Annotated in this window: 18 protein-coding genes and 2 tRNA genes; 2 read left to right on the top strand and 18 right to left on the bottom strand. The window is 67.6% G+C overall.

The annotated features are described in order from the left end of the window. Window positions 1-3 precede the first annotated feature (3 nt). On the top strand, window positions 4-1,704 hold the full coding sequence (locus AC5P78_RS12250) for a hypothetical protein (protein WP_138969715.1): 1,701 nt from the start codon (window positions 4-6) through the stop codon (window positions 1,702-1,704). Next, window positions 1,705-2,148, top strand: a complete 444-nt coding sequence (locus AC5P78_RS12245; RefSeq protein WP_043034359.1) for a hypothetical protein — start codon at window positions 1,705-1,707, stop codon at window positions 2,146-2,148. A gap of 6 nt (window positions 2,149-2,154) precedes the next feature. On the opposite strand, the gene AC5P78_RS12240 is transcribed toward AC5P78_RS12245, so the two are convergent. From AC5P78_RS12240 to AC5P78_RS12155, 18 genes are all read right to left on the bottom strand, one after another. Continuing rightward, window positions 2,155-3,075, bottom strand: a complete 921-nt coding sequence (locus AC5P78_RS12240; protein WP_111118174.1) for an HlyD family secretion protein — start codon at window positions 3,073-3,075, stop codon at window positions 2,155-2,157. Continuing rightward, complete coding sequence (locus AC5P78_RS12235) at window positions 3,072-3,800, bottom strand: ABC transporter ATP-binding protein (protein ID WP_012479691.1); 729 nt, start codon at window positions 3,798-3,800, stop codon at window positions 3,072-3,074. Before AC5P78_RS12235 ends, AC5P78_RS12240 begins: the two co-directional genes overlap by 4 nt. Before the next feature lie 10 nt (window positions 3,801-3,810). Then, complete coding sequence (locus tag AC5P78_RS12230; RefSeq protein WP_049459963.1) at window positions 3,811-4,950, bottom strand: ABC transporter permease; 1,140 nt, start codon at window positions 4,948-4,950, stop codon at window positions 3,811-3,813. Continuing rightward, window positions 4,947-6,410 carry a TolC family protein gene (locus AC5P78_RS12225; RefSeq protein ID WP_111189154.1) on the bottom strand — a complete coding sequence of 488 codons (1,464 nt, stop codon included), beginning with the start codon at window positions 6,408-6,410 and terminating at the stop codon, window positions 4,947-4,949. The genes AC5P78_RS12230 and AC5P78_RS12225 overlap by 4 nt, the downstream gene beginning before the upstream one ends. 369 nt (window positions 6,411-6,779) lie before the next feature. Then, a tRNA-Gly gene (locus tag AC5P78_RS12220) sits at window positions 6,780-6,855 on the bottom strand. Window positions 6,856-6,970: 115 nt separating this feature from the next. Next, a complete protein-coding gene (locus AC5P78_RS12215) occupies window positions 6,971-8,077 on the bottom strand; it encodes an NAD(P)/FAD-dependent oxidoreductase (protein ID WP_049459966.1) in 1,107 nt (368 codons plus the stop codon). A 138-nt stretch (window positions 8,078-8,215) separates the two neighbouring features. Continuing rightward, window positions 8,216-8,291, bottom strand: a tRNA-Gly gene (locus tag AC5P78_RS12210). A gap of 235 nt (window positions 8,292-8,526) precedes the next feature. Next, a complete protein-coding gene (gene pgsA / locus AC5P78_RS12205) occupies window positions 8,527-9,153 on the bottom strand; it encodes a CDP-diacylglycerol--glycerol-3-phosphate 3-phosphatidyltransferase (RefSeq protein ID WP_012510614.1) in 627 nt (208 codons plus the stop codon). An 18-nt stretch (window positions 9,154-9,171) separates the two neighbouring features. Next, complete coding sequence (uvrC, locus tag AC5P78_RS12200) at window positions 9,172-11,016, bottom strand: excinuclease ABC subunit UvrC (protein WP_005408879.1); 1,845 nt, start codon at window positions 11,014-11,016, stop codon at window positions 9,172-9,174. Continuing rightward, window positions 11,013-12,425, bottom strand: coding sequence for a hypothetical protein (locus tag AC5P78_RS12195; RefSeq protein WP_005408878.1), 1,413 nt, complete (start codon window positions 12,423-12,425; stop codon window positions 11,013-11,015). Before AC5P78_RS12195 ends, uvrC begins: the two co-directional genes overlap by 4 nt. Then, window positions 12,422-12,910, bottom strand: a complete 489-nt coding sequence (locus AC5P78_RS12190) for a low molecular weight protein-tyrosine-phosphatase (RefSeq protein ID WP_043034362.1) — start codon at window positions 12,908-12,910, stop codon at window positions 12,422-12,424. The genes AC5P78_RS12195 and AC5P78_RS12190 overlap by 4 nt, the downstream gene beginning before the upstream one ends. Further along, window positions 12,907-13,680: a 3-deoxy-manno-octulosonate cytidylyltransferase gene (gene kdsB, locus AC5P78_RS12185; RefSeq protein ID WP_043034363.1), complete on the bottom strand. Its 774-nt coding sequence runs from the start codon at window positions 13,678-13,680 to the stop codon at window positions 12,907-12,909. The genes AC5P78_RS12190 and kdsB overlap by 4 nt, the downstream gene beginning before the upstream one ends. A 74-nt stretch (window positions 13,681-13,754) precedes the next feature. Further along, a complete protein-coding gene (gene lpxK, locus AC5P78_RS12180) occupies window positions 13,755-14,774 on the bottom strand; it encodes a tetraacyldisaccharide 4'-kinase (RefSeq protein WP_005412821.1) in 1,020 nt (339 codons plus the stop codon). Beyond that, window positions 14,774-16,522 carry a lipid A export permease/ATP-binding protein MsbA gene (gene msbA / locus AC5P78_RS12175; RefSeq protein ID WP_024956591.1) on the bottom strand — a complete coding sequence of 583 codons (1,749 nt, stop codon included), beginning with the start codon at window positions 16,520-16,522 and terminating at the stop codon, window positions 14,774-14,776. Before msbA ends, lpxK begins: the two co-directional genes overlap by 1 nt. Continuing rightward, entirely contained in the window at window positions 16,519-16,941 is a 423-nt protein-coding gene (locus tag AC5P78_RS12170) for an ExbD/TolR family protein (RefSeq protein ID WP_004152323.1), read from the bottom strand. The genes msbA and AC5P78_RS12170 overlap by 4 nt, the downstream gene beginning before the upstream one ends. 3 nt (window positions 16,942-16,944) lie before the next feature. Next, a complete protein-coding gene (locus AC5P78_RS12165) occupies window positions 16,945-17,607 on the bottom strand; it encodes a MotA/TolQ/ExbB proton channel family protein (protein WP_005412819.1) in 663 nt (220 codons plus the stop codon). A gap of 3 nt (window positions 17,608-17,610) precedes the next feature. Continuing rightward, a complete protein-coding gene (locus tag AC5P78_RS12160) occupies window positions 17,611-20,010 on the bottom strand; it encodes a DNA internalization-related competence protein ComEC/Rec2 (RefSeq protein ID WP_138969716.1) in 2,400 nt (799 codons plus the stop codon). A gap of 59 nt (window positions 20,011-20,069) precedes the next feature. Beyond that, window positions 20,070-21,413, bottom strand: coding sequence for a sensor histidine kinase (locus AC5P78_RS12155; RefSeq protein WP_005408871.1), 1,344 nt, complete (start codon window positions 21,411-21,413; stop codon window positions 20,070-20,072). Between the last annotated feature and the right edge of the window lies 1 nt (window position 21,414).

Below are 21,414 nucleotides of genomic sequence, written 5' to 3'. Positions count from 1 at the left end.
TTCATGCAGCAGTCGAGCCAGCAGGCATCACAGCTCCCCGACGACGCGGATCCGCTTGAGGCAGCGTTACCAGCGATGGCTGGAGACCGGCCGATTACTCCCCTGGAACTTGCCACGCGACTTTCCGCAGCCTGCCCCTTTCAGGTCGTCCGATACGCCGACATCAAGGGTGAGGTACCGCAGGACTCAACATACGCACCAGAGCACTACGTCTGGGGTGATCCCGATGAGTTAGTTCTCTTGGTTGATGGCGACCTCAAGCTCGACACGCTGGACCTGGACGACCCGCTGGCCCCGTGGCGGGAAGAAGATCTTGGTGCGTACATCCGTTTCATCCTGGTTCGCGGCAATGCAGAGATAGCGCGCCATGTTCACAGCCTTGAAACCGACGGCGCATGCGGATTGCTTGTCTCGGGCGACCTGACGACAACCAATGCCATCGCCGGCGGACAGGAAATCCGCGTAGGCGGCAACCTGCTGATACGCGAGCTGTTCTGGGGCGACTACAACCACGGGGAACTGCACGTGGTCGGGAACACCCAGGCAGCGCTTCTCATTCAGACCGACTACTCCATGCAATTCGATGGCTCGGTTCACTGCATTCGCAGGATGGACGACGAAGCCATCATTGACGACGGAATTGAGCAGATCATCGAGCCCGATTGCCTCTCACGCGAATCCGAGGGTCCGGACAGCTTCTGGTCACTGGATGCAGGAGCCATGCTGCAAAGGCTCACTGCCGGGAAGAGCGTCATCCGTGCGGAGGGTCTGTCAGCGCCGGACCCGACGCTATGCACAGTGAACCTGTTTGGCGATGCAACTGTCAGCCCAGAAAGTCTGCTACGCGCCTGTGGAGAAGACATGCTTCCCATGGATACCCGGACCTATGAATTCCACCGCAGCGGCATCTCACTTCTAGCAAGTGCGGACAACACCGACGCCGACGCCCGCGCATACACCGTGCAGATGGAAGATCCATCGAAGAACATCGCTGCACGCCTCGTAATGCGGCGCACTGAAGCGACCGCCAGCACCACAGCCTCTCACATGGGAGGTGCTGGATCTGGTTGGAGCCTATTGAAATACGTCTGCAGCGATGCTGGACAAGTTCAGCCCGAATGGGACGAGGTGGAGTCACACGACATCCAGCCCCCCTTCATCGCACTTATCCTCGACGGGTGGCGATTTCTTAAGGAAGGCGCATCGAACCGCCAAAGGACCACGGAGACAATTTCAGCGGCCGAGATACGCGATCTCCTGGCGCTTCCGATCTGCCAGCCATACGACGACTACGGCGATGGTGAACGTTGCGGATTCTGGGTGGGTCACTGTCATGCTGCATTTCGCCAAGAGAAACGCGGGCCTGGCCGCGAGGAGCCCATGCTCCGCCTTTCACGGGAACTTCAACAGGTCGACGGTAGCAGCGTCATCGAAAGCTACTACTACTGCATTGAGACATGCATGGATGGAGGGGAGCGCGTTCACATTCGTTACAAGGCAGACCTGCGCACTGAAGACTCGCCGGTTCAGATAGATCCCGTCGGAGGGGAGGCGCTGGCCGACGCACTACACCTGTTCAAGCGTGGCGCAAGGGAAATGCGCGGCACAAATTCGGGCTTACTGAAAGGAAGAACACCCTACCTCGCGAAAGACCATGCGTTCGCGATGAACTTCTGGAAGCAGCAGGGATACCTGCCCGAGTAGATGCCAAACCTCTTTCAGAAACCGACGGCAATCCAGGTCTTCTGGCTATCCGCATCCGTTGTATGGCTGCTACTGGCGTTCGCACTCATCCATGCCGGCTTCAAGCCAGACTACTGGCAACTGCGTCACACCGAGTCTGGAACACTGCCTTACCCCACAAGTTCAGTCGTCACCTTAACGCTGATCATTCTGGTGGAGATTGTTGCCCTGGGCCTGATCGTGCAGCCATGGCGATTTCACCGTCTGTGGCTGCGAATGCTTGTCTGCGCCTTCCCCTGGCTGGGCTGGACAACACTCTGGGGCGTGACCGCCATGCATCAGTCTCCCGTGCGCGATGTGCACCTGTTCTGGTTGCTTGCAACCAGCGGCATCCTTCTTCTGGCGCTGCTGGTCGTGGTCCCGGCCTCCGTCTGCCCGCGCCTACGCCGCTGGCTCAACGGCTGACCGGACCTACTTCCGGAACTCCACCCGCACATGCTGGCCGAAGCGCGCCTTGGCCTCGCCATCGAACTCCAGTACACACTCCACTACCTTGGCCACGCCACGCCCTGCATCTTCAGGCAGGCGTGCCTGCGCGAACACAGGGCTGATGCGCACCACGCGTGCGGACGGCAGCGTGCCGGTGTTCTCGGCACCATCGCTGTCCGGCACCACGGTAGCCTTCATGCCCACCTGCACGGCATCGGCATAGGCGGCGCTGAGTTCGGCACGTACCTGCAGCGGGCGCGCGGGCAGCAGGGAGATCGCCGGCTTGCCCGCCTGCACGAAAGCTCCGAGGCCAGGCACCTGGCCGACCACGGTGCCGGCTTCCGGCGCGCTCAGCGACATCTGCTGCAGTTTCAGCCTGGCGTGTTCCAGCTTGTGCTGGGCCAGGTCGACCTGCGCACCGGCCACGTCAACATCGGCGCGCACACCCGCCAGCTGCTGCTTGGCCGCATCGGCCTGCTGGTTGGACGACACGCCTTCGCTGGCCCCCGTGGAAAGGCGAGTAGCGTTGCGCTCCAGTTCGCGCAGCTGCGCCTGACTGCCCTTCAGGCGGTCATTGGCCAGGGCGAGATCGGCGCTGGCCATCGCCACCTCCTGCTGCAGCAAGGCACCATCCAGCGACAGCAGCAGCTGCCCCTTCTTCACCGTGGCGCCTTCCTTCACCGGTGCGGCGGTGATCGAGCCATCCACCGGCGGTGCCAGCGCGATCAGGCCACCCTCGACGTCGATGATGCCGCGCGCCACCGCGACCTTGCCGACGGCGGTTGCACCGGCCTTGCCCGAAGGCGACTGTGCAGGCGCAGGCGCGTCCCTGGAACAGGCGCCGAGCAGCAGTGCCGCGGACAGGGCCAGGCTGAGGGGAAGCAGGTGCGACGTCTTGGTCATGGGGCGGACTCTACAGTTTCGTTCTGGCGGCGGTCATCACGGACCATGCCGTCTTCCATGGCGATCACCCGATCGGCATGCCGGATCAGGCGCGGATCGTGGCTCACGCACAGCACGGTGGCGCCATGCGCACGTGCGTAGCGATGCAGGATGTCGATCACGCGCTGGCCGTTCTCGGCGTCCAGCGCGCTGGTGGGTTCGTCTGCGAAGATCAGCGTCGGCGACTTGGCGAAGGCGCGGGCAACGGCCACACGCTGCTTCTCGCCGCCGGACAGCTGCGCCGGGCGCATGTGACTGCGGTGGCTGAGGCCCACTTCTTCCAGCGCCTTGCGCGCCAGCGGTTCGCTTTCGCGATTGCGCATGCCGCGGTAGCCCAGCGGCAGCTGCACCTGCTCCAGCGCAGTCAGTGCCGGGAACAGATTGAAGCCCTGGAACACGAAACCGACATGGTGCAGGCGGAAGCGCTCCACCTCGCTTCGGGTCATGTGCCCCACATCCTGGCCAAGTGCGTGCACGCGGCCACCATCGGGCGCGGACAGGCCGGACAGCAGCGACAACAGCGTGCTCTTGCCGCAACCCGACGGGCCCGATACCAGGGTCAGCTCGCCAGGATAGATGTCCAGCGACAGGCCGCGCAGCACCGGCACCTGCACGTCGCCGGACATGAAGCCCTTTTCAAGTGCATCGGCCCGCAGGGTCGGGGCGACGGCGCGTGTGGAAGTCATCGGCCGGTCCTCAACGCAGCAGCAACGATGGATCGGAGCGGACGACACTGCGCACCGCCATGATGCTGGAGAGCATGGCCATCACCGCAACCAGTGCGACGCAGCCGAGGATCACCATCGGTGTCAGCTGCACCGGCACGCGCTGGGTCTGCGCGATCAACAGCACCACGGTGCTGAAGGCCGCCGCCAGCAACATGCCCACGCCACCGATCAGCAACGCCTGCTCGAACACCACCCGTGCCAGCGCATAGCGGCCTGCACCGAGTGCATTGAGCGTGGCGTACTCGCGAACCGAGCCAGCCACCACCGACGCGAACGACTGGTTGGTGATCACCGCGCCGACGAAGCAGACGATGACGGCCATGAACAACACCGCGATGCCGGCACCGGTGTCGAACAGCCAGTACTGCTGCGAGCGGCTGGCGAACTCCGGCGCGGTCCAGAACTCGACCGGCGTAGCCTGGCCCATTGACGCGGCCAGGCGATCGCGCACGCGGTCGGCCAGGTCCGGCGAGCGCAGGCCCGCCACGAAGTAGGTACTGCCCTCATGTGGGTCGGTACCGGCGATGGCGCGCGCGGTATCCAGCGAAGCCAGTACGTTGACACCACCAAGGCCACGCAGGCCCGGCTGCGCGGCAACCACGCGCACGGCCTTGCCATTGATCCAGGCGCGGTTGTTCTGCAGGTCCACGCCCAGCGTATCCAGGTCGGCGCTGTCGACGATCACCGCACCCGGTTCGCGCAGCTGTGCACGCAGGTCGGCAGGCAGGATGCGCGCGAACATCATTGCATCGTCGCGGGTGGAGATGCCGGACAGGTACACCGACACGTTGCCGGTGCCCTGCGCGCCGGACCGCCACTCACCATCGACCCATTCGTAAGGTTCGACGCGGGTGACATCCGGATCCATGCGCAGGTGGCTTTCCACATCGGCGCTGATCGCATGGCCGTAGTTGACGCTCTGGGTACCGGGGAAACCGGCCCAGATATCGGCCGAAGATGCCTTCACATAGATCGCGGCGGTGCCGAAGATGCCCAGCACCAGCGCCGCCTGCACGATCAGCAGCACGCCGGCGAAGCACATCGCCAGCACCACCGGCAGGAACCGGCGCCACTCATAGGCCAGGGTCTTGCGGGCCAGCGCGATCATTGCGGTTCGCCCTCAGCCTCGACCGGCAGCGGTGCGCCACCAAGGGCGCGGTACAGCGACGCAAACGCCAGCACGCGCGCGCCCTGCGCACCGATCAGGTCGGCCTGCGAGGCCAATGCGGCACGCTGCGTATCCAGCCCATCAAACTCGCTGGACAGGCCCAACTGCACCTGCCGCGCCTGCCGCTTGACCTGCTGGTTGGCGACATCATTGGCCGCACGCAGCGATTGGATGCTGCTGTCCTGGCGCGCCAGGCTGCCCAGTGCACCTTCCACTTCGCTAACGCCTTCCAGCACGGCCTTGCGGTAGCCGAGCAAGGCGGCGTCCAGTTGCTTTTCGTCGGCATGGAACCGCGCGCGGCGCTGGCCCCAGTCCCACAGCGGAATATCGACGTACGGGCCGATCGACGGACTGGAGTCGGAATTGGAGCGCGCGTTCTGGGTAAGGTTGTAGGCGTACAGAATGGAGCCGCCGAGGCTGATCCGCGGGTACATCGCGGCGCGCGCCGAGCCCTTGCTGGCGGCGGCCTGCATCACTTCCGACTCGGCCAGCAGGATCTGCGGCCGATGGCGCAGCAGATCGGCGGGGACCTGCTGCAGCGAGAACGTGCCCAGCGTCGGCGGCGTGCGATAGGCGCGCCAGGCCGGATCCGGGCCATCTCGGCCCAGCAACACTGCCAGCGCGCGGGCCGCGTTGTCAGCGTTTTCCCGGGCCTGTGCCGTGGCCGCGCGGGTGGCGACCTGGCGTGCACGCAGGCGATCCAGTTCGCCCGGCTCGTCCAGACGCAGGCGCTGGCGGACCAGCGCCAGCTGTTCGCCGCGATCATCCACGGCCTGCTGTCGGGCCAGCAGATCCTGCTGGGCCTGCGCCACCGTCAGGTCCAGATAGCTGCGCACCACGTCGGCAATCACCGCTACCTGCGCGGCATTGCGCAGCGCCTCGGCATTGCCGGCCGAGGCCTGCGCGCTCAGCTGCGCACTCTCGGCGGCGCCGAACAGGCCCAGGTCCCAGATCGCTTCAATGCCGGCATGGAAGTAGGTATCGACAGCGGCGGCGTCCTGCACCTGCTTGGCGCTGGCGGAGATTTCCGGCAGGAAACGCGAGTCGGACGTGCCAGCGACGATCCGAACGGCCTGCAGGCGCAAGGTGGCCTGCTGCAGGTCGAGATTGCCGGCGACCGCCTGATCGACCAGGCCATCCAGCGCCGGGTCGGCCAGCACCTTCCACCACTGCCTGGCGTCCACCGCCACGCCCTGGCCCTGCGGTACCTGGGTCCAGGCGCTGGGTGTGCGATCAGGCAGGTCCGGGACGGGCACCGACATGCAGCCGGCCAGGGCCAGGGTTGCCAACAACGCACCGGGGCGCAGCACTGCCTGCAGGGAGAGTCCGCGCCCGGTCCTGGGCACTGCCACTGAAGTGATACGCCTGACCACCAGCCCGCCAACGTGTAGAAGGAGCATGAAGGCTACCGTGCGATTGTGGAGCGAACATGGAGAATTGGTCCGAAAAAGGTCACAACACGCATGCGGTTCAGGCAACGATGGCGTTGGCCTTTCGCCAGCCTTTCACTGCATGCGACGCACGGAACGCTGGTGCGACATCCGGGCCATTGCGTCTTGTTGCCAACTTCCCCGAGCCCCGCCCCTGCGGTCATCCCCACGACCGATACGCCCCGCCATTCCGATTGCGACACTAACGCTGGAATCGTCCCGCCAGGCCGCCGATATCACGCCCGCCATGACGACGCCATGGCGCGACTGTAGCGCCCCGTGCCGCCAACGTCATGACAAACGAAAAACGCCCCCTTGCGGGAGCGTTCTTCTTGAATCTGGAGCGGGAAACGAGACTCGAACTCGCGACCTCAACCTTGGCAAGGTTGCGCTCTACCAACTGAGCTATTCCCGCAGATTTCGTTCGACCTGCGTCGAAGGAGCGCTATTGTGTCGATATTGCTGCACGGCGTCAACAGGAATTTTCGCCTGCATTTCGGGGAGGCGTTCAGGCCCCCAGGACCGATACCTCAGGTTCGCAGGCCACGGCGGTGGAAGTAGACCTGCTCGGCGATGCGCCGCGTGGCCGCCGTGTGCAGCAGTGCATTGAGCGGCCAGTCGGCCTGCAGATGGTCCATCGCCCAGCGCAGCAGGCGCTTGCCATGGAATGCCGGCGCCACCCGCCGCGCCACCCGTTCCGCTTCCGGCCCTTGCCCACGCAGATGGCGGGCAATCGCCTCGCCGACCGCCCAGCCGTGCCGCCACGAGGAGTGGATGCCCCCGGCGGACAGCGGCGAGACGATGCCTGCCGCGTCGCCGGTCAGGATCACGCGTTGGCCGGTGAACGGCCCATCCGGCCGGCCGCACGGGACCAAGCCGGCGCGGGTGGCCGAGGGACGCGCCGAAGGCGGAATGCCGACCACATCGCGCACGTGGTCGAGGAAGCCATCGATATCCGGCGGCCGCACCTGTTGCGGGTCATGACGCAGCGCCAATCCCACCTGCAGCCCGGTCGGATTCTGTGCGACCCAGCCGATGTAGCCCGGCGCGTAGCGCTTGCTGACAAAGCAATGCAGCGCATTGCCTTGCGCCACCTGCAGGCCGGCGAACTCGCGCTCGACGCCGTAGAGGGTGTCGCGCACCTGGCCAAGGCCGGTGCGCTGGGCCACGCGTGAGCGTGCGCCATCAGCACCAACCAGATAGGCGCATCGCCCTGCCCCATCCACCTGCCAGCCATCACCACTGCGATGGGCATCGGTGAAAGACCGTTGCAGGCGCAGGTCGACACCATTCGCGCGCAGCTCGCTGGCCAGCCAGCGCATCAGGTTCGGTGTATCGGTGGTGAGGAAGTAATAGCCCGGCGCGGCCAGCAACACGTTGCGCAGGTTCGGCGCATACAGGCGCACGTTGGCGACCCGCTGCACCAGATGCTCGGGCATGCGCCCCAGCCAGGTCTGCTCCATCGCTTCCTTCACCACGATGCCGGTGGTGTGCAGGCGCTCGCCGGGGTCGGCCTTGCGTTCAAGCACGCAGACGCGCAGACCGTACTGGGCGGCAGCCAGTGCGCAGGCGGCACCGGCGAAGCTGGCGCCGACGATGACGACGTCGTGGTCGTAGGCGGAGAGAGTGTGAGGCATTGCGGCATCGCCGTGGAGAGTCGGAGATGCAGCTTCGAACTGCCGCGTGGTGAGGCGAAGGAGTGGCGGTGAAGTGAGGATGAAGCGTGGAACACGCAAACGAAAAACGCTCCCTTGCGGGAGCGTTTCTCTTGAATCTGGAGCGGGAAACGAGACTCGAACTCGCGACCTCAACCTTGGCAAGGTTGCGCTCTACCAACTGAGCTATTCCCGCTTGGGAGGCGAAATTTTACCTATTCCAAGGATGGCGTCAAGCGCTTTTTTCAGGGTCTGTGAGGCGCCTTGCACCGCCTATCCACGCATGGCGTGGATCTACTACAGCGTCTCCGCAAACTGATGGATCCGCCCCCTCCGTGGATGCGGCATTTCCAATAGATCCACGCCATGCGTGGATGGCAGCAACCGTGGGGTCAGAGCCCTTTCCTGCAGAAAGGGATCCGACCCCGGGCTCAGTTGCCCAGCTTCTTCTGCCGCGCACGCTCGCGCGCAGCGCGCTCGTCATCGCGCAGGCTCGGCCAGGCGGCGTGCAGGTACTGCAGTCCCGACCACAGGGTCAGCACCGCGGCAATCGCCAGGGTCCAGTCGCCGATATGGAACACCGGCCAGCCCATCCAGATGTCTTCCACCGGCACGTTCGGGGCCACCGAGTACAGCAGGCACAGCAGCGCGACCATCTGCGCGGTGGTCTTGACCTTGCCGATCATCGCCACGCGCACCTTCGCACGCTGGCCCAGCTCGGCCATCCATTCGCGCAGCGCCGATACCGCGATCTCGCGGCCGACGATCACCGCCGCCCAGAACGCCATCCACGGCGTCGGATGGCCCTGCACGATCAGGAACAGTGCCACTGCCACCATCAGCTTGTCCGCGACCGGGTCGAGGAAGGCACCGAAGGCCGACTCCAGCTGGTAACGGCGTGCGATCCAGCCATCGAGCCAGTCGGTGATCGCGGCCAGGCCGAAGATCGCCGCCGAAGCGAAGTTGGTCCAGGTGTAGGGCAGGTAGAACACCAGCACCAGCACCGGGATCATCACGATCCGCAACAACGTCAGCCAGGTGGGCAGGGTCAACTTCATGCTTGCGTGCTTCTCTCTCTACTCGGCCGCATCAGGCGTGGCCAACCCGTGCAGGTTAGCGTAGATACGTGCCGCGAGGGCGTCATTGATGCCTTCCACCTTGGCGATTTCCGCTTCGCCAGCGGCTTTCAGCCCCACCAGGCCCCCGAAATGCTTGAGCAGGCTGGCGCGGCGGCGCGGCCCGATACCGGGAATGTCCTCCAGCTTGCTGGTCATCCGCGCCTTCTGCCGGCGGCCGCGGTGGCCGGTGATGGCGAAGCGGTGCGCCTCGTCGCGCACCTGCTGGATGAACTGCAGCGCCGGGTTGGCCGCGCCGGGGCGCAGCTCGCGGCCGTCGGGCATCACCAGCGCTTCATGGCCGGCGCGGCGCTCCACGCCCTTGGCCACACCCACCAGCAGCACGCCTTCCACGCCCAGGTCGGCCAGTGCGGCCTGGGCCTGCGCCAGCTGCCCGGCGCCGCCGTCGATCAGCAGCACGTCCGGCAGCACGCCCTGCTCTTCCACCGCACGGCGGAAGCGGCGGTCGATGGCCTGGCGCATGGCGGCGTAGTCATCGCCCGGCTCGATGCCGCTGATGTTGAAGCGGCGATACTGCGCGCGCACCGGACCGGCAGCGTCGAACACCACGCACGAGGCCACGGTAGCCTCGCCCAGGGTGTGGCTGATATCGAAACACTCGACCCGCTTGACCGGCTCGGCCAGGCCCAGCATCTCGCGCAGTGCGTCGCTGCGCGCATGCTGCGCGTTGCGGCTGTTGAGTTCGGTGGCCAGGGTCAGCTGCGCGTTGCGGCTGGCCAGTTCCACGTAGCCGGCGCGCTCGCCGCGCACGTTCCACTTCAGCTGCACCTTGCGCTCGGCCGAGGCCGACAGCGCGGCGACCAGCAGGTCGGCATCGGGGATCTCGCGGTCCAGCAGGATCTCGCGCGGCGGCTCGAATTCGATGTAGTACTGCGAGACGAACGCGGCCAGCACTTCCTCCGGGCTTTCTTCACCATTGGTGCGCGGGAAGAACGGGCGGGTGCCGAGGTTGCGGCCATCGCGGAACGCCAGCAGCAGCACGCAGGCCTGCGAGCCCTGCATGGCCACCGCCAGCACGTCCAGGTCGGCAGCACGGCCATCCACGTACTGGCGGGTCTGCATGCTGCGCAGCGAGGAAATCAGGTCACGCAGGCGCGCGGCCTGCTCGAATTCCAGTGCCTCGCTGGCGGCCTGCATCTGCTCGCCCAGCTCGCGGGTCAGTTCGTCGCTCTTGCCTTCCAGGAACAATGCAGCGCGACGCACCGATTCGGCGTACTCGGCAGGCGCCACCAGCTCCACGCAGGGCGCGCTGCAACGCCCGATCTGGTATTGCAGGCACGGCCGCGAGCGGTTGCGGAACACGCTGTCCTCGCAGCTGCGCAGCTTGAACAGCTTGTGCATCAGGTTCAGCGTTTCGCGCACCGCAGTGACGCCGGGATACGGCCCGAAGTAGCGGCCGGGAATGGCGCGCGGGCCGCGATGCAGCGCGATGCGCGGCCAGTCCTCGCGGGTCAGCAGCACATGCGGATAGGTCTTGTCGTCGCGCAGCGAGACGTTGTAACGCGGCGACAGCGACTTGATCAGCTGGTTTTCCAGCAGCAGCGCCTCGGCTTCCGAGCGCGTCACCGTCACGTCCATGCGCACGATCTGCGAGATCATCGACATGATCCGCGCATTCTTCGGGCTGCCGTTGAAATAGCTGCCGACACGGTTGCGCAGCGCACGTGCCTTGCCGACATACAGCAGGGTGTCGTCGGCCGCGTACATCCGGTACACACCGGGGGCGGTACTGAGCTGGGCCGCGAAGGCCTTGCCGTCGAAGGCCGGGGCGGGAACGTCGGTCATTCGCTGATCGGCACTTCGCTGAGCACGCCGCTTTCGGGGTCGAATCGCAGTATGGCGTGGGCGTCGGTCTCGGCGATCCACACCGCACCGGCACCCACGGCCAACCCGGCCGGGCCGTGCAGGCGGCGCGGCAGCGGCTGGGTGGTCAGTTCGCCACCGCCCAGGCGCAGCGTGCGCAGGCGGCCATTGCCGGTATCGGCAATCCATAGCAGCGGCGCATCCGGACTCAGCGCGATCGCCTGTGGGAACTGCAGGCTGGCCTGCGCGCGCGGGCCATCTTCGTCACCGAAACGCCAGGGGCCCTGCCCGACCAGCGTCTGCACCAGATCCCCGCGCAGCTGCAGTGCACGGATCGAGGAGCCCAGCGCATCGGCCACGTACAGCACCTGCTGCACCACGGCCAGTGCAGTCGGTTGAGCAAACGCGGCCAGATGGCCGCTGCCGTCACGCTCGTCGATGGCACCGCTGCCGGCGCGCCACTGCAGGCTGCGCTGACCCAGGTGGTAGCTCCAGATGCGGTTGTCGCCGGCCATGGCGATGTGCAGCTGGTTATCGGCGATGGCGAGGCCGACCGGGTGGTCCAGCGAGACCTGCCGCGCCTGTGCTACCGGGCCCTCCACCGGCGCACCGGGGCGGCCATTGCCGCAGAGCGTGTCGACGATGCCGGTCAGCAGGTTGATGCGGCGCACGGCATGGTTGCCGGTGTCGGCCACGTACAGCGCGTCGCGCTCCAGCACCAGCGCCTGCGGGCGATGGAACGCCGCTTCGGCGAGGTTGCCGTCCATGAAATCGGCCGTCCCCAGCCCGAACTGGCGCAGGATGCGGCCGCCGTGGCTGCATTCGAGGATGCGGTGATGGCCACTGTCGGCGATGTACAGGCGTTCGGTGCTGACCGCCAGGCCCAGCGGAAAACGCAGGGCCTGCCGCGGCTCCGGATGCAGCTCGGTACCGCCGCGCGGCGGTGCCGACGGCGCACCGTGGCACAGCGCATTCAACGCACGCTCAAGCTCTCCCGGAGCCCCCAGCCCGACCAGCCGCTGCTGCTCGCGACCCTGCGCGTCCAGCAGCACCACGGTCGGCCACGATGTGATGCCGAAGCGACGCCAGCCATCCCAGTCGGCATCGAGCAGGACCGGCATTGACAGCCCCTGGCGGCGCAGCAGTTTGAGTGCGGCGCCGGCGTCTCGCTCGAAATCGAAGCGGGGTACCTGCAGGACCAGCGGCTGCAGCATGCCAGGGTGACGCGACAGCCATTGACTGAATTCGGCCAGGCGCTGCGCGCTCCAGGCAGAAGCGGCGTTGACGAACAACAGCGCCACCGGCCGACCGCGCAGTTCGGTCAGGGTACAGGGAGCGGCATTGAGCCAGGTGGCGAACTCGGGCAGGTCCGGGACGGGCTGGACGTTCATGGCCCGATTATGCCGGAGTCGGCGTCATGCAACAGTCGTGCCACTGCACGTTTTGCAGCATTGTCGACCAGCGTCCAGACCTGTTCGAAGTGATCGCTGCCGCCGGTGTAAGGATCCGGGATGGCCGCCTGCCCCTCCCCGCCCGACCAGGGCAGGTACAGCGCCAGCCGCTCACGCTGGGCGGGTGCCACCAAGCGTCCCGCGTCCCGCAGGTTCGCCTCGTCGGCGCACAGGATCCAGTCGAAGCGGTCGAAATCAGCGGCGTGCAGCTGGCGCGCACGCAGGCCGCCGATGTCCACGCCGTGCCCGGCCGCGCAGGCGATCGCACGCCGGTCCGGCGGCTCGCCCACATGCCAGTCGCCGGTGCCGGCCGAATCCACCTGCACGCGCCCCGCCAGCGGCGAAGCGTCCAGGCGTGCGCGGAGCGCACCTTCGGCCATCGGCGAACGGCAGATGTTGCCGAGGCAGACGACCAGCAGCCTCATCGCGCGGCCAGCGTCTGCAGCAGCGCTTCAGCGCGTTCCAGATCCTCGGGCGTATCGATGCCGGGCGGGAACGGCTCCGGCGAGATCGCCACGCTGATCGGATAGCCGGCCTCGAGCACGCGCAGCTGCTCCAGCGATTCGACCTGCTCCAGCCGGCCCGGGGGCATCGCCGCGAACTGCTGCAGGAAGCCCGCGCGGTAGCCGTAGATGCCGATGTGGCGCAGCCAGGCATGCCCTTCCGGCAGCACGTCGCGGCTGCGCGCGAAGCCATCGCGGTGCCAGGCAATCGGCGCGCGGCTGAAGTACATCGCCTCGTTGCGCACGTTGCGCACCAGCTTGACCACGTTCGGATCGAACAGGGTTTCTGCATCCTCCACGGCGGTCGCCAGGGTCGACATCGGTGCATTGCCTTCAACCAGCGCCTGGGCCACCGCACGGATTCCCGCAGCCGGCGCGAACGGTTCATCACCCTGCAGGTTGACCACCACGGTGTCGTCGGCCCAGCCGGCGATGCGCGCGCACTCGGCCAGGCGGTCGGTACCGGAGGCATGCGAGGTGGCGGTCATGGCCACCTTCACCTCGGCCAGCCCGGACAGCGCGTCGGCAATGCGTTGATCGTCGGTAGCGACCCAGACCTCGCCAGCGCCGGCCTGCAGCGCGCGGCGCGCCACGTGCAGCACCAGCGGCTCACCGCCCAGCAGGCGCAGCGGCTTGCCCGGCAGCCGCGAGGCGGCATAGCGGGCCGGAATGGCGACGACGAATTCGGTCATGGGGCAATACTCGGCAGGCTCGTTACAACGGGGATGCGGCCGGCGGCACGTGAATGCAAGCGCCGCCGCGCCGCTCAGTTCGGTCGCAGCTTGTCCAGGCGGTCGGTCAGCGCCACCCAGAACGCGGCAGGCAGCTCGGCACGCAACGGCACCGCGTAATGCCAATCGTTGCCGAACGCGCGGCATTTCACCGCATCCTTCTCGGTCATCAGCACCGGCAGCTGGCTGCCGAACGACAGGTCCTGCGGCTGGTAGGCCTGGTGGTCGGCAAAGGCGTGCGGCACCACGCCGATGCCACGCGCGCGCAGCATGTCGAAGAAGCGCTGCGGATGGGCGATGCCGGCCACCGCATGAACACGCTGGCCCTTGAAGTACGACAACGGGCGCGCGCGGCCACCGGCCAGCGGCTGCGCACTGTCGATGTGGAGGGCCATCGGCCACTGGCCGAAACCGCAGGCCTGTGCCGCGCTTTCCTCATCGGCCTGGCCCAGGTTGACCACGCGGAAATCGCATTCGCCGGCACGGCTGACCGGCTCGCGCAGCGGTCCGGCGGGAATCATGCGGCCGTTGCCGTAGCGCCGCTGGGCATCGACCACTTCGATCTCGATGTCGCGCGCCAGCCGGTAGTGCTGCAGGCCGTCATCGCAGACGATCACATCGCAGCCGGCCTGGACCAGTGCCCTGCCTGCGGCCACGCGGTCAGCGTCCACGCGCACCGGTACGCCGGTCTTCCAGGCGATCAGCACCGGTTCGTCACCGCCCTTGGCGGTCGGCGTGTCGGCCTGCACCCACAGCGGCTTGTCAGCGTCTTCACGGCCATAGCCACGGCTGGCGACGCCCGGCTTCCAGCCGGCCGCACGCAGGCGCTCGACCAGGGCGATGGTCAGCGGCGTCTTGCCGGTGCCGCCGGCGGTGATGTTGCCAACCACGATGACCGGCACCGGCAGCGCGTAGCGCTTGCGCCATCCACGCCGGTAGGCACGGCGGCGCAGCGCGGTGACGCCGGCATACAGCGGCGCCAGCAGGCGCATCGCCCACGGAACCGGGCTGCCGTCGTACCAGTACGGCGGGGTCTGGGTACCCTTGCCAGCCATCAGTCCTGCCTTTCGCGGAACTGCATGCTGTGCAGATGCTGGTACAGGCCACCCATGGCAAGCAGCTCCTTGTGGGTACCCCGTTCAACGATGCGGCCGTGGTCCATCACCAGCACCTGATCGGCATGCTCGATGGTCGACAGGCGGTGCGCGATGACCAGCGTGGTGCGTTCGGGCATCAGGCGCTGCAGCGCATCCTGCACCAGTCGCTCGGATTCGTTGTCCAGCGCGGCAGTGGCTTCGTCGAGGATCAGGATCGGCGCGTCACGCAGGATCGCGCGGGCGATCGCCAGGCGCTGGCGCTGGCCACCGGACAGCAGCGCGCCGTTCTCGCCGACCGGGGTCTGCAGCTGCTGCGGCATGCGCGCGATGAACTCCCAGGCATTGGCCGCTTCGGCCGCCGCACGGATCTGCTCCTCGCTCGCTTCCATGCCATAGGCGATGTTGGCCGCGATGGTGTCATCGAACAGCATGACCTTCTGCCCGACCATCGCCACCTGCCGACGCAGGTCGGCCAACGGATAGTCATCCAGCGCGACGCCATCGAGGGTGATCACACCACCGCTGGGCTCATAGAAGCGCGGCACCAGCCGGATCAGGCTGGTCTTGCCACTGCCGGAACGACCCACGATGGCGGTGACCGTGCCGGGCTTGGCAACGAAACTGATGTCGTCCAGGGCAATGCCGCTGTCCTCGCGGTAGCGCAGCATGACGTGGTCGAAGGCCAGCTCGCCGCGCACGCGCTGCACGTTGTTGCGGCCCTCGTCACGCTCGACCTGCATGTCGAGGATGCCGAACAGGCGCTCTGCGGCGGCCACGCCGCGCGAGATCGAGGTCTGCACGCTGGTCAGGCGGCGCAGCGAAGGAATGATGGCCATCATCGAGGTCATCAGGCCCATGAACTGGCCGGCGTTGAGGCGACCGGCCAGCGCTTCACGCGTCGACACCCAGACAATCACCGCCAGCGCCAGCGCGGCCAGGAACTGCACCACGCTGGAGGCGGCAGCACGGGTGACTTCCACCTTCATGTTCAGCGACAGCATGCGGTTGGCCAGGCGCGAGTAGCGCGAGATCTCATGCTGCTGGGTGCCGTGCACCTTCACTTCCTGCTGCGCCGCCAGCGACTGTTCGGCGGTCTGCGCCATCGAACCCATGCCATCCTGGATGCCACGGCTGATGCGGCGGTAGCGCTTGCCCACGTAGGACACGATCACGCCGATCAGCGGTACCACCACCAGCATCGCCACGGTGACCTTCACGCTCATCTGCAGCATTACCGCCAGCATGGCGATGATGGTCAGGGTGTCGGCCACCACGGTCTTGAGTGCGTCGGCACTGGCCTGGGTGACCTGTTCGGTATCGAAGTTCAGGCGGCTGACCATCACCGGCGTCGCTTCGGTATCAAAATGCGAGGACGGCAGGTGCAGGTACTTGGCCAGCACCTGTTCGCGCAGGTCGCGCACCACGCTGCGGCCGGTCTTGGCCAGCGCGTAGTCGCTCACCCAGGTGGCGACGCTGCGCATCAGGAACAGGCCCAGGATGGTCAGCGGCAGGATCACCGCCATGCGCGGTTCCGGGTTGACGAAACCGCGGTTGACCAGCGGCTCCATCAACTTGGTGAAGTGGTAGCCCGCCAGGGCTTCGACCACCATGGCGATGACCGCGGCCACCATGAACACCCAGTAGGCGCGGGTGTACCCCAGCAGACGTTTGTAGATCGGCCACACCGGCGCGTGATTGGAACTCATGGACGCACCTCGGGTGCTGTTGCAATGGCAATACGGCGGAAGCCGAGCTGACCCAGCGCGTCCTGCGCGGTCACCACGGCCTGGTAGGGAGTGCGTGCGTCGGCACGCAGCAGCACGGTCTGCTCGCGATCGCTGCCGGCCACGGCGGCGATGGTCTGCTTGACCGACTCTACGTCGCTGCGCAGCACTTCCTGGTCGTTGATGAAGTAACGGCCTTCGGCGTTGATCAGCACGCTGAGCGAGCGCGGCGGCTCGTTGGTCTGCTGCTGGCTGGCGGTCGGCAACTGCACCTGCAGCGTCGAACGCGCGTCGAAGGTGGTGGTGACCACGAAGAAGATGATCAGCACCAGGATGACGTCGATCAGCGGCACCAGGTCGATATGCGGCTCATCCTGGGATCGGTCGTTGCCGATACGCATCGATCAGGCCTTCGCCGTGGCGGCGCCGGACTGGCGCGCGGCCGGGGCCGGGTTCATCACCCCGGGGCGGCCGTCGAGCGTATCCAGCAGGGCGCTGGCTTCCTGCTCCATCTCCACCACGTAGCCGTGGATGCGGCCCTTGAAGTAGCGATGGAACATCAGCGCCGGAATCGCCACGATCATGCCGGTGGCGGTGCACACCAGCGCCTTGCCGATGCCGCCGGCCAGCTGGTTCACGTCGCCCACGCCGTGGTCGAGGATGCCCAGGAACATCTGGATCATGCCGATCACCGTGCCGAGCAGGCCCAGCAGCGGGCCCGCCGAGGCAATGGTGCCCAGTGCGTTCAGGAATCGCTCCATGCGGTGCACCAGGTGGCGGCCGGTGTCTTCGATGCGCTCGCGGATCTGGTCGCGCGGGCGGTTGCGGGCTTCCAGTGCGGCAGCCAGCAGCGCGCCCAGCGGCGAATTCGCCCGCAGGGTCTGCAGGTGGGCCGGGTCGAGCTTGCCGCGAGCGGCCCAGTTGCGCACTTCCTGGCCGAGGCCGGGCGGCAGCACTTCAGTCCGCCGAAGGGACCAGAAACGCTCCAGGATGATCGCCAAAGCCAGTACGCCCAACAGCAGCAGCGGCACCATCGGCCAGCCACCGGCCTTGACCAGTTCCCACACGTTTCAACCCTCCGGCCCAACGGCCGCTTGTTCGATCGGCGATAGGATAGCAGCCGACCGCGCCCGCCCAGCGGCATCCCACCACCGGGATGCATGGATGCGCTGTTCACGCAGCTGCAGGCCTTGTGCGCCAAGCCATACGCGGATCGCCCCGGAGTCGGCCGTGGCCAGCACCTCCGCGCCTTGCGCCTGCCAGCGCTGGACCACCTCCTGGCGCGGGTGGCCGAAGCGGTTCCGGTGCCCGGCCGAGACCACCGCCAACCGCGGCGCCACCGCCGCAACCCACGGCGCACTGGAGCTGCCGCCGCTGCCATGGTGCGGCACCAGTACCACGTCCGCCCTCAGCGCGTGCGGGTACGCCTGCAGCAGCGCCCCCTCGGCCGGTCGACCGATGTCACCCGGCAGCAGGACCACGCCGTGACGGCTGGCGATGCGCAGCACGCAGCTGTCCTCGTTTTCGGCTTGCCGGCTGCCCGGCGCCGGGTGCAGGACCTGGAAATCAACCCCGTCCCACTCCCAGCGCATCCCCTGCTGGCAGGGCGTGGCGCCGCCGATGGTGCTGCCCGGTGGCGCCAGCAGCTGCAGCCCGGGCAACTGCCGTCGCAGGCTGGGCAGGCTGCCGGTGTGATCCAGGTGGTCATGGCTGAGCATCACCTGCCGGGGCGGCCCCTGGCCGAGCGCGCGCAGGGCCGGGACCAGGATGCGTTCGTTGCCCTCGCCGCCAGTCGGCGGCCCCACGTCGTACCAGAGCGCGTGCCGTGCCGTGCGCACCAGCACCGCCGTGCCCTGGCCGACATCGTGCACCAGCAGCTCCAGTTCCCCCGCGGCCGGTGCATGCCGGGCCGGCCACAGCAGCGGCAGGCACAGCAGCAGGCCCGCCAGGCCACCGCCGGCGCCGCGCGGCAGCAGCCACCAGAACACGCCCAGCAAGGCCACGGGTAGCGCCCAGCGCGGCGCCTCGGCCAGCCACCACATCGCCTGCGGATGCAGCGCCAACGGCTGCAGCCCCCCCCAGCTGAGCTCGAACAGCCAGGCCGCGGCACGCCAGGCCCAACGCCCCGCGCCGTCATGCAGCACGTGCAGGCCGGTACCGAGCAGCGACAGCGGAACAACCAGCATTGTCCACCACGGGATGACCGGCAGGTTGACCAGCGGCCCCAGCCGCGCGGTCCCGCCGAACAAGGCGATGCACAGCGGCAGCAGCCCAAGGCTGGCAACACCCTGCGCGGCAAGGAACCCGCGCAGCCCGCCACCGATTCCCTCCGGCCCCGTCCTCGGCAAGCACCAGAGCAGCCACAGCACGCCACCGAAGCTCAGCCAGAATCCAGCCGAGAGCACCGACAGCGGCGCAGGCAACAGCATCACCATCGCGGCCAACGCCAGCCCCTGCCCTGCGCCCACCGGGCGACGCCCGGCCCTGGCCAGTGCAACCAGCCCGATCATCAGCGCCGCGCGCACCGTCGGCAGCGCACCACCCGCCGCCACGGCATAGGTGGCTGCGGCCAGCGCCGCTCCCCATGCGGCGGCCTGCGGCCGTGGCCAGTACCGTCCCAGCAGCGGGCACAGCCACCACCACAAGCGGCACAGCAGTACACCGAAGCCAGCCACCACGCCCACGTGGAAACCGGAGATGGCGACCAGATGGGTCAGGCCCAGCGCGCGCAGGTGTTCCCAGTCGGCATCGGACAGGCCACGGGTATCGCCCAGTGCCAGCGCCTGCACGAACCGCGCGGCAGGATGTGCCACCTGCACGGCGATCGCCGCACTGCTGCGTTCCCGCCAGGCCTGCAGGCCCTGCGCCGGCAGCCACTCCCGCGCACGGGCCGGATCACGCACCGAGGCATTGCCGGAGATGCCCCGCAGCACGGCGTGGCGCTCGCCATCGAAGCCGCCGGGATTGATCCGCGAGCGTGGCGCGCGCACGCGCAACGACAACTGCCAATGCGATCCTGCGCGAACCGCATGGCGCCCGCCCTCCGCCTCGTGCGCCGGCGATCCGCGCCACGGGTCGTTCCAGGTCACCTGCAGGCGCTTGCCACGCAGCGATGGCAGCGCGCCGGCATCTTCGACATGCAGCACGAAACGCGTGTAGCCGGGCCCCTGCCGGGGAAGGTCGGCAACCCGGCCCCGCACCTGCACATCCTGCGGTGGGGCGCCGGGTGGCAGCTGGCCATGCAGGACCCAGTGCCCGTGCACCGTTGCCCAGGCCAGGCCGAGCAGGGCCGCGGCCCAGGCACGGCCGCGCCAGGGCAACAGCCAGCCGCCGACGCCGGCGATCGCCATCGGCACACTCAGCCACAGCGGCAGCAACATCGGCATCTGCACGCAGGCCAGCGCCCCCAGCACCAGGCCTGCAGCGCAGCCAAAGCCAAACAGGGCCGGGGCGGATCGATCGGGAACCATTTCCCCAGCCTGCCGCTGGAGGCCGCAGGCTGCCTATCGGGCCTTTCCCCGTGCGCCTGTCAGCGCCGTACGGTACCGCGGTGGAAATTGACTCTGAAGCTGGCGCCGCCGCCAGCCGCTTCGCCAACGCTGACCGAGCCACCGTGGTGCTGCACGATTTCCTTCACCAGGTGCAGGCCCAGGCCACTGCCGCTGCCGGCTGCACGCAGGCGGTGGAAGGGCTCGAAGATCGCTTCGCGGTCGCCGACCGGAATGCCGGCGCCCTGGTCGCTGACCTCCAGCAGGCCGCGTGCATCGAGGCGCACGCAGATCGTGCCGCGCCCGCCGCCATGGACGATGGCGTTGTGCACCAGGTTGGCGATCACCCGCCCCAGCGCCAGGCTGTCGCCATGGATCCACACGGGCGACTCCGGCGCATCCACCTCGAAGCCATAACCGGCGCCGACCACCAGCGGCGCCAGATCGGCGGCCGCCTCGCGCACCAGCAACGCCAGGTCCAGCCGCTGCAGCGCGCCGACATTGCGATCGAGACGCTGCAGGTCGAGCAGGTGCTCAGCCACGTTGCCGAGGCGGGCGACGTCGGTCAGCAACTGCGATTTCAGTTCACCCTGCGGCAGCTGCGACAGGCGCGCCTGCACCACCGCGATCGGTACGCGCAGCTCATGCGCGGCATCGGCGAGGAACTTGTCGCGCGCTGCATAGCCCTGCTGCACCTTGTCGATCGCATCGTTGAACGCTTCCACCAGTGGTGCGACCTCGGTGGACACCAACTGCGCATCCAGGCGCGCGCCCGGCTGGCCGATGTCCAGTTCCTTGGCCTGCTGCGCGGAGCGGCGCACGCCGCGCATCGCGCGATGGATCACCGTCGGCATCACCAGCAGCGTGACCACGATCAACGGCAGGAAGAACCACAGGCCGATCAGGCGCAGCACCATCAGCGCGCCATCCAGCAACCCACCCTTTGGAGCACCACCGACCATCACCGTGATGCGGCGTCCATCCTCGTTGCGGATCATCACCCGCGCCACGTCCAGATAGGGTGGCACCAGTGAACCCAGTTCGGTGGCGCCCACTGTCGGCAAGCGTGCCAGCAATGGCGCGTGGACCGCAGGAATCGTGCCGCGCTCCAGCCACGTGCCCCTGTCATCAACCGCCGCGAACCAGAGGTTGCCGCCGGCCCCGGCATTGAGCTTGTCCCAGCGCGCCTGGTCCAGTTCCAGCCGGCCGCCTTCGCTGTGCACGGCTTTGGCCACCGCCTCGGCCGTGAACATGTCCATGCCCCAGGAGTCCTTGTCACCCCAGGTCAGGATCAGCGCGACCACCGCGAACAGTACGGTGAACGCCTGCGCAAGGAACAGGCGCCAGGCCAGGCCCAGGGTGATGGAACGGATCGGGCGTGCCATC

Source organism: Stenotrophomonas sp. YJH_SMC_133, assembly GCF_059370655.1.
This window is presented reverse-complemented; position numbering and strand designations above follow the sequence as displayed.

What these genes read in the sequence shown, in the direction of transcription:
- AC5P78_RS12250 (WP_138969715.1), top strand. Translation starts at nt 4, where the DNA reads ATGCAGCAGTCGAGCCAGCAGGCATCACAGCTCCCCGACGACGCGGAT.
- AC5P78_RS12245 (WP_043034359.1), top strand. Translation starts at nt 1,705, where the DNA reads ATGCCAAACCTCTTTCAGAAACCGACGGCAATCCAGGTCTTCTGGCTA.
- AC5P78_RS12240 (WP_111118174.1), bottom strand. Translation starts at nt 3,075, where the DNA reads ATGACCAAGACGTCGCACCTGCTTCCCCTCAGCCTGGCCCTGTCCGCG.
- AC5P78_RS12235 (WP_012479691.1), bottom strand. Translation starts at nt 3,800, where the DNA reads ATGACTTCCACACGCGCCGTCGCCCCGACCCTGCGGGCCGATGCACTT.
- AC5P78_RS12230 (WP_049459963.1), bottom strand. Translation starts at nt 4,950, where the DNA reads ATGATCGCGCTGGCCCGCAAGACCCTGGCCTATGAGTGGCGCCGGTTC.
- AC5P78_RS12225 (WP_111189154.1), bottom strand. Translation starts at nt 6,410, where the DNA reads ATGCTCCTTCTACACGTTGGCGGGCTGGTGGTCAGGCGTATCACTTCA.
- AC5P78_RS12215 (WP_049459966.1), bottom strand. Translation starts at nt 8,077, where the DNA reads ATGCCTCACACTCTCTCCGCCTACGACCACGACGTCGTCATCGTCGGC.
- pgsA (WP_012510614.1), bottom strand. Translation starts at nt 9,153, where the DNA reads ATGAAGTTGACCCTGCCCACCTGGCTGACGTTGTTGCGGATCGTGATG.
- uvrC (WP_005408879.1), bottom strand. Translation starts at nt 11,016, where the DNA reads ATGACCGACGTTCCCGCCCCGGCCTTCGACGGCAAGGCCTTCGCGGCC.
- AC5P78_RS12195 (WP_005408878.1), bottom strand. Translation starts at nt 12,425, where the DNA reads ATGAACGTCCAGCCCGTCCCGGACCTGCCCGAGTTCGCCACCTGGCTC.
- AC5P78_RS12190 (WP_043034362.1), bottom strand. Translation starts at nt 12,910, where the DNA reads ATGAGGCTGCTGGTCGTCTGCCTCGGCAACATCTGCCGTTCGCCGATG.
- kdsB (WP_043034363.1), bottom strand. Translation starts at nt 13,680, where the DNA reads ATGACCGAATTCGTCGTCGCCATTCCGGCCCGCTATGCCGCCTCGCGG.
- lpxK (WP_005412821.1), bottom strand. Translation starts at nt 14,774, where the DNA reads ATGGCTGGCAAGGGTACCCAGACCCCGCCGTACTGGTACGACGGCAGC.
- msbA (WP_024956591.1), bottom strand. Translation starts at nt 16,522, where the DNA reads ATGAGTTCCAATCACGCGCCGGTGTGGCCGATCTACAAACGTCTGCTG.
- AC5P78_RS12170 (WP_004152323.1), bottom strand. Translation starts at nt 16,941, where the DNA reads ATGCGTATCGGCAACGACCGATCCCAGGATGAGCCGCATATCGACCTG.
- AC5P78_RS12160 (WP_138969716.1), bottom strand. Translation starts at nt 20,010, where the DNA reads ATGGTTCCCGATCGATCCGCCCCGGCCCTGTTTGGCTTTGGCTGCGCT.
- AC5P78_RS12155 (WP_005408871.1), bottom strand. Translation starts at nt 21,413, where the DNA reads ATGGCACGCCCGATCCGTTCCATCACCCTGGGCCTGGCCTGGCGCCTG.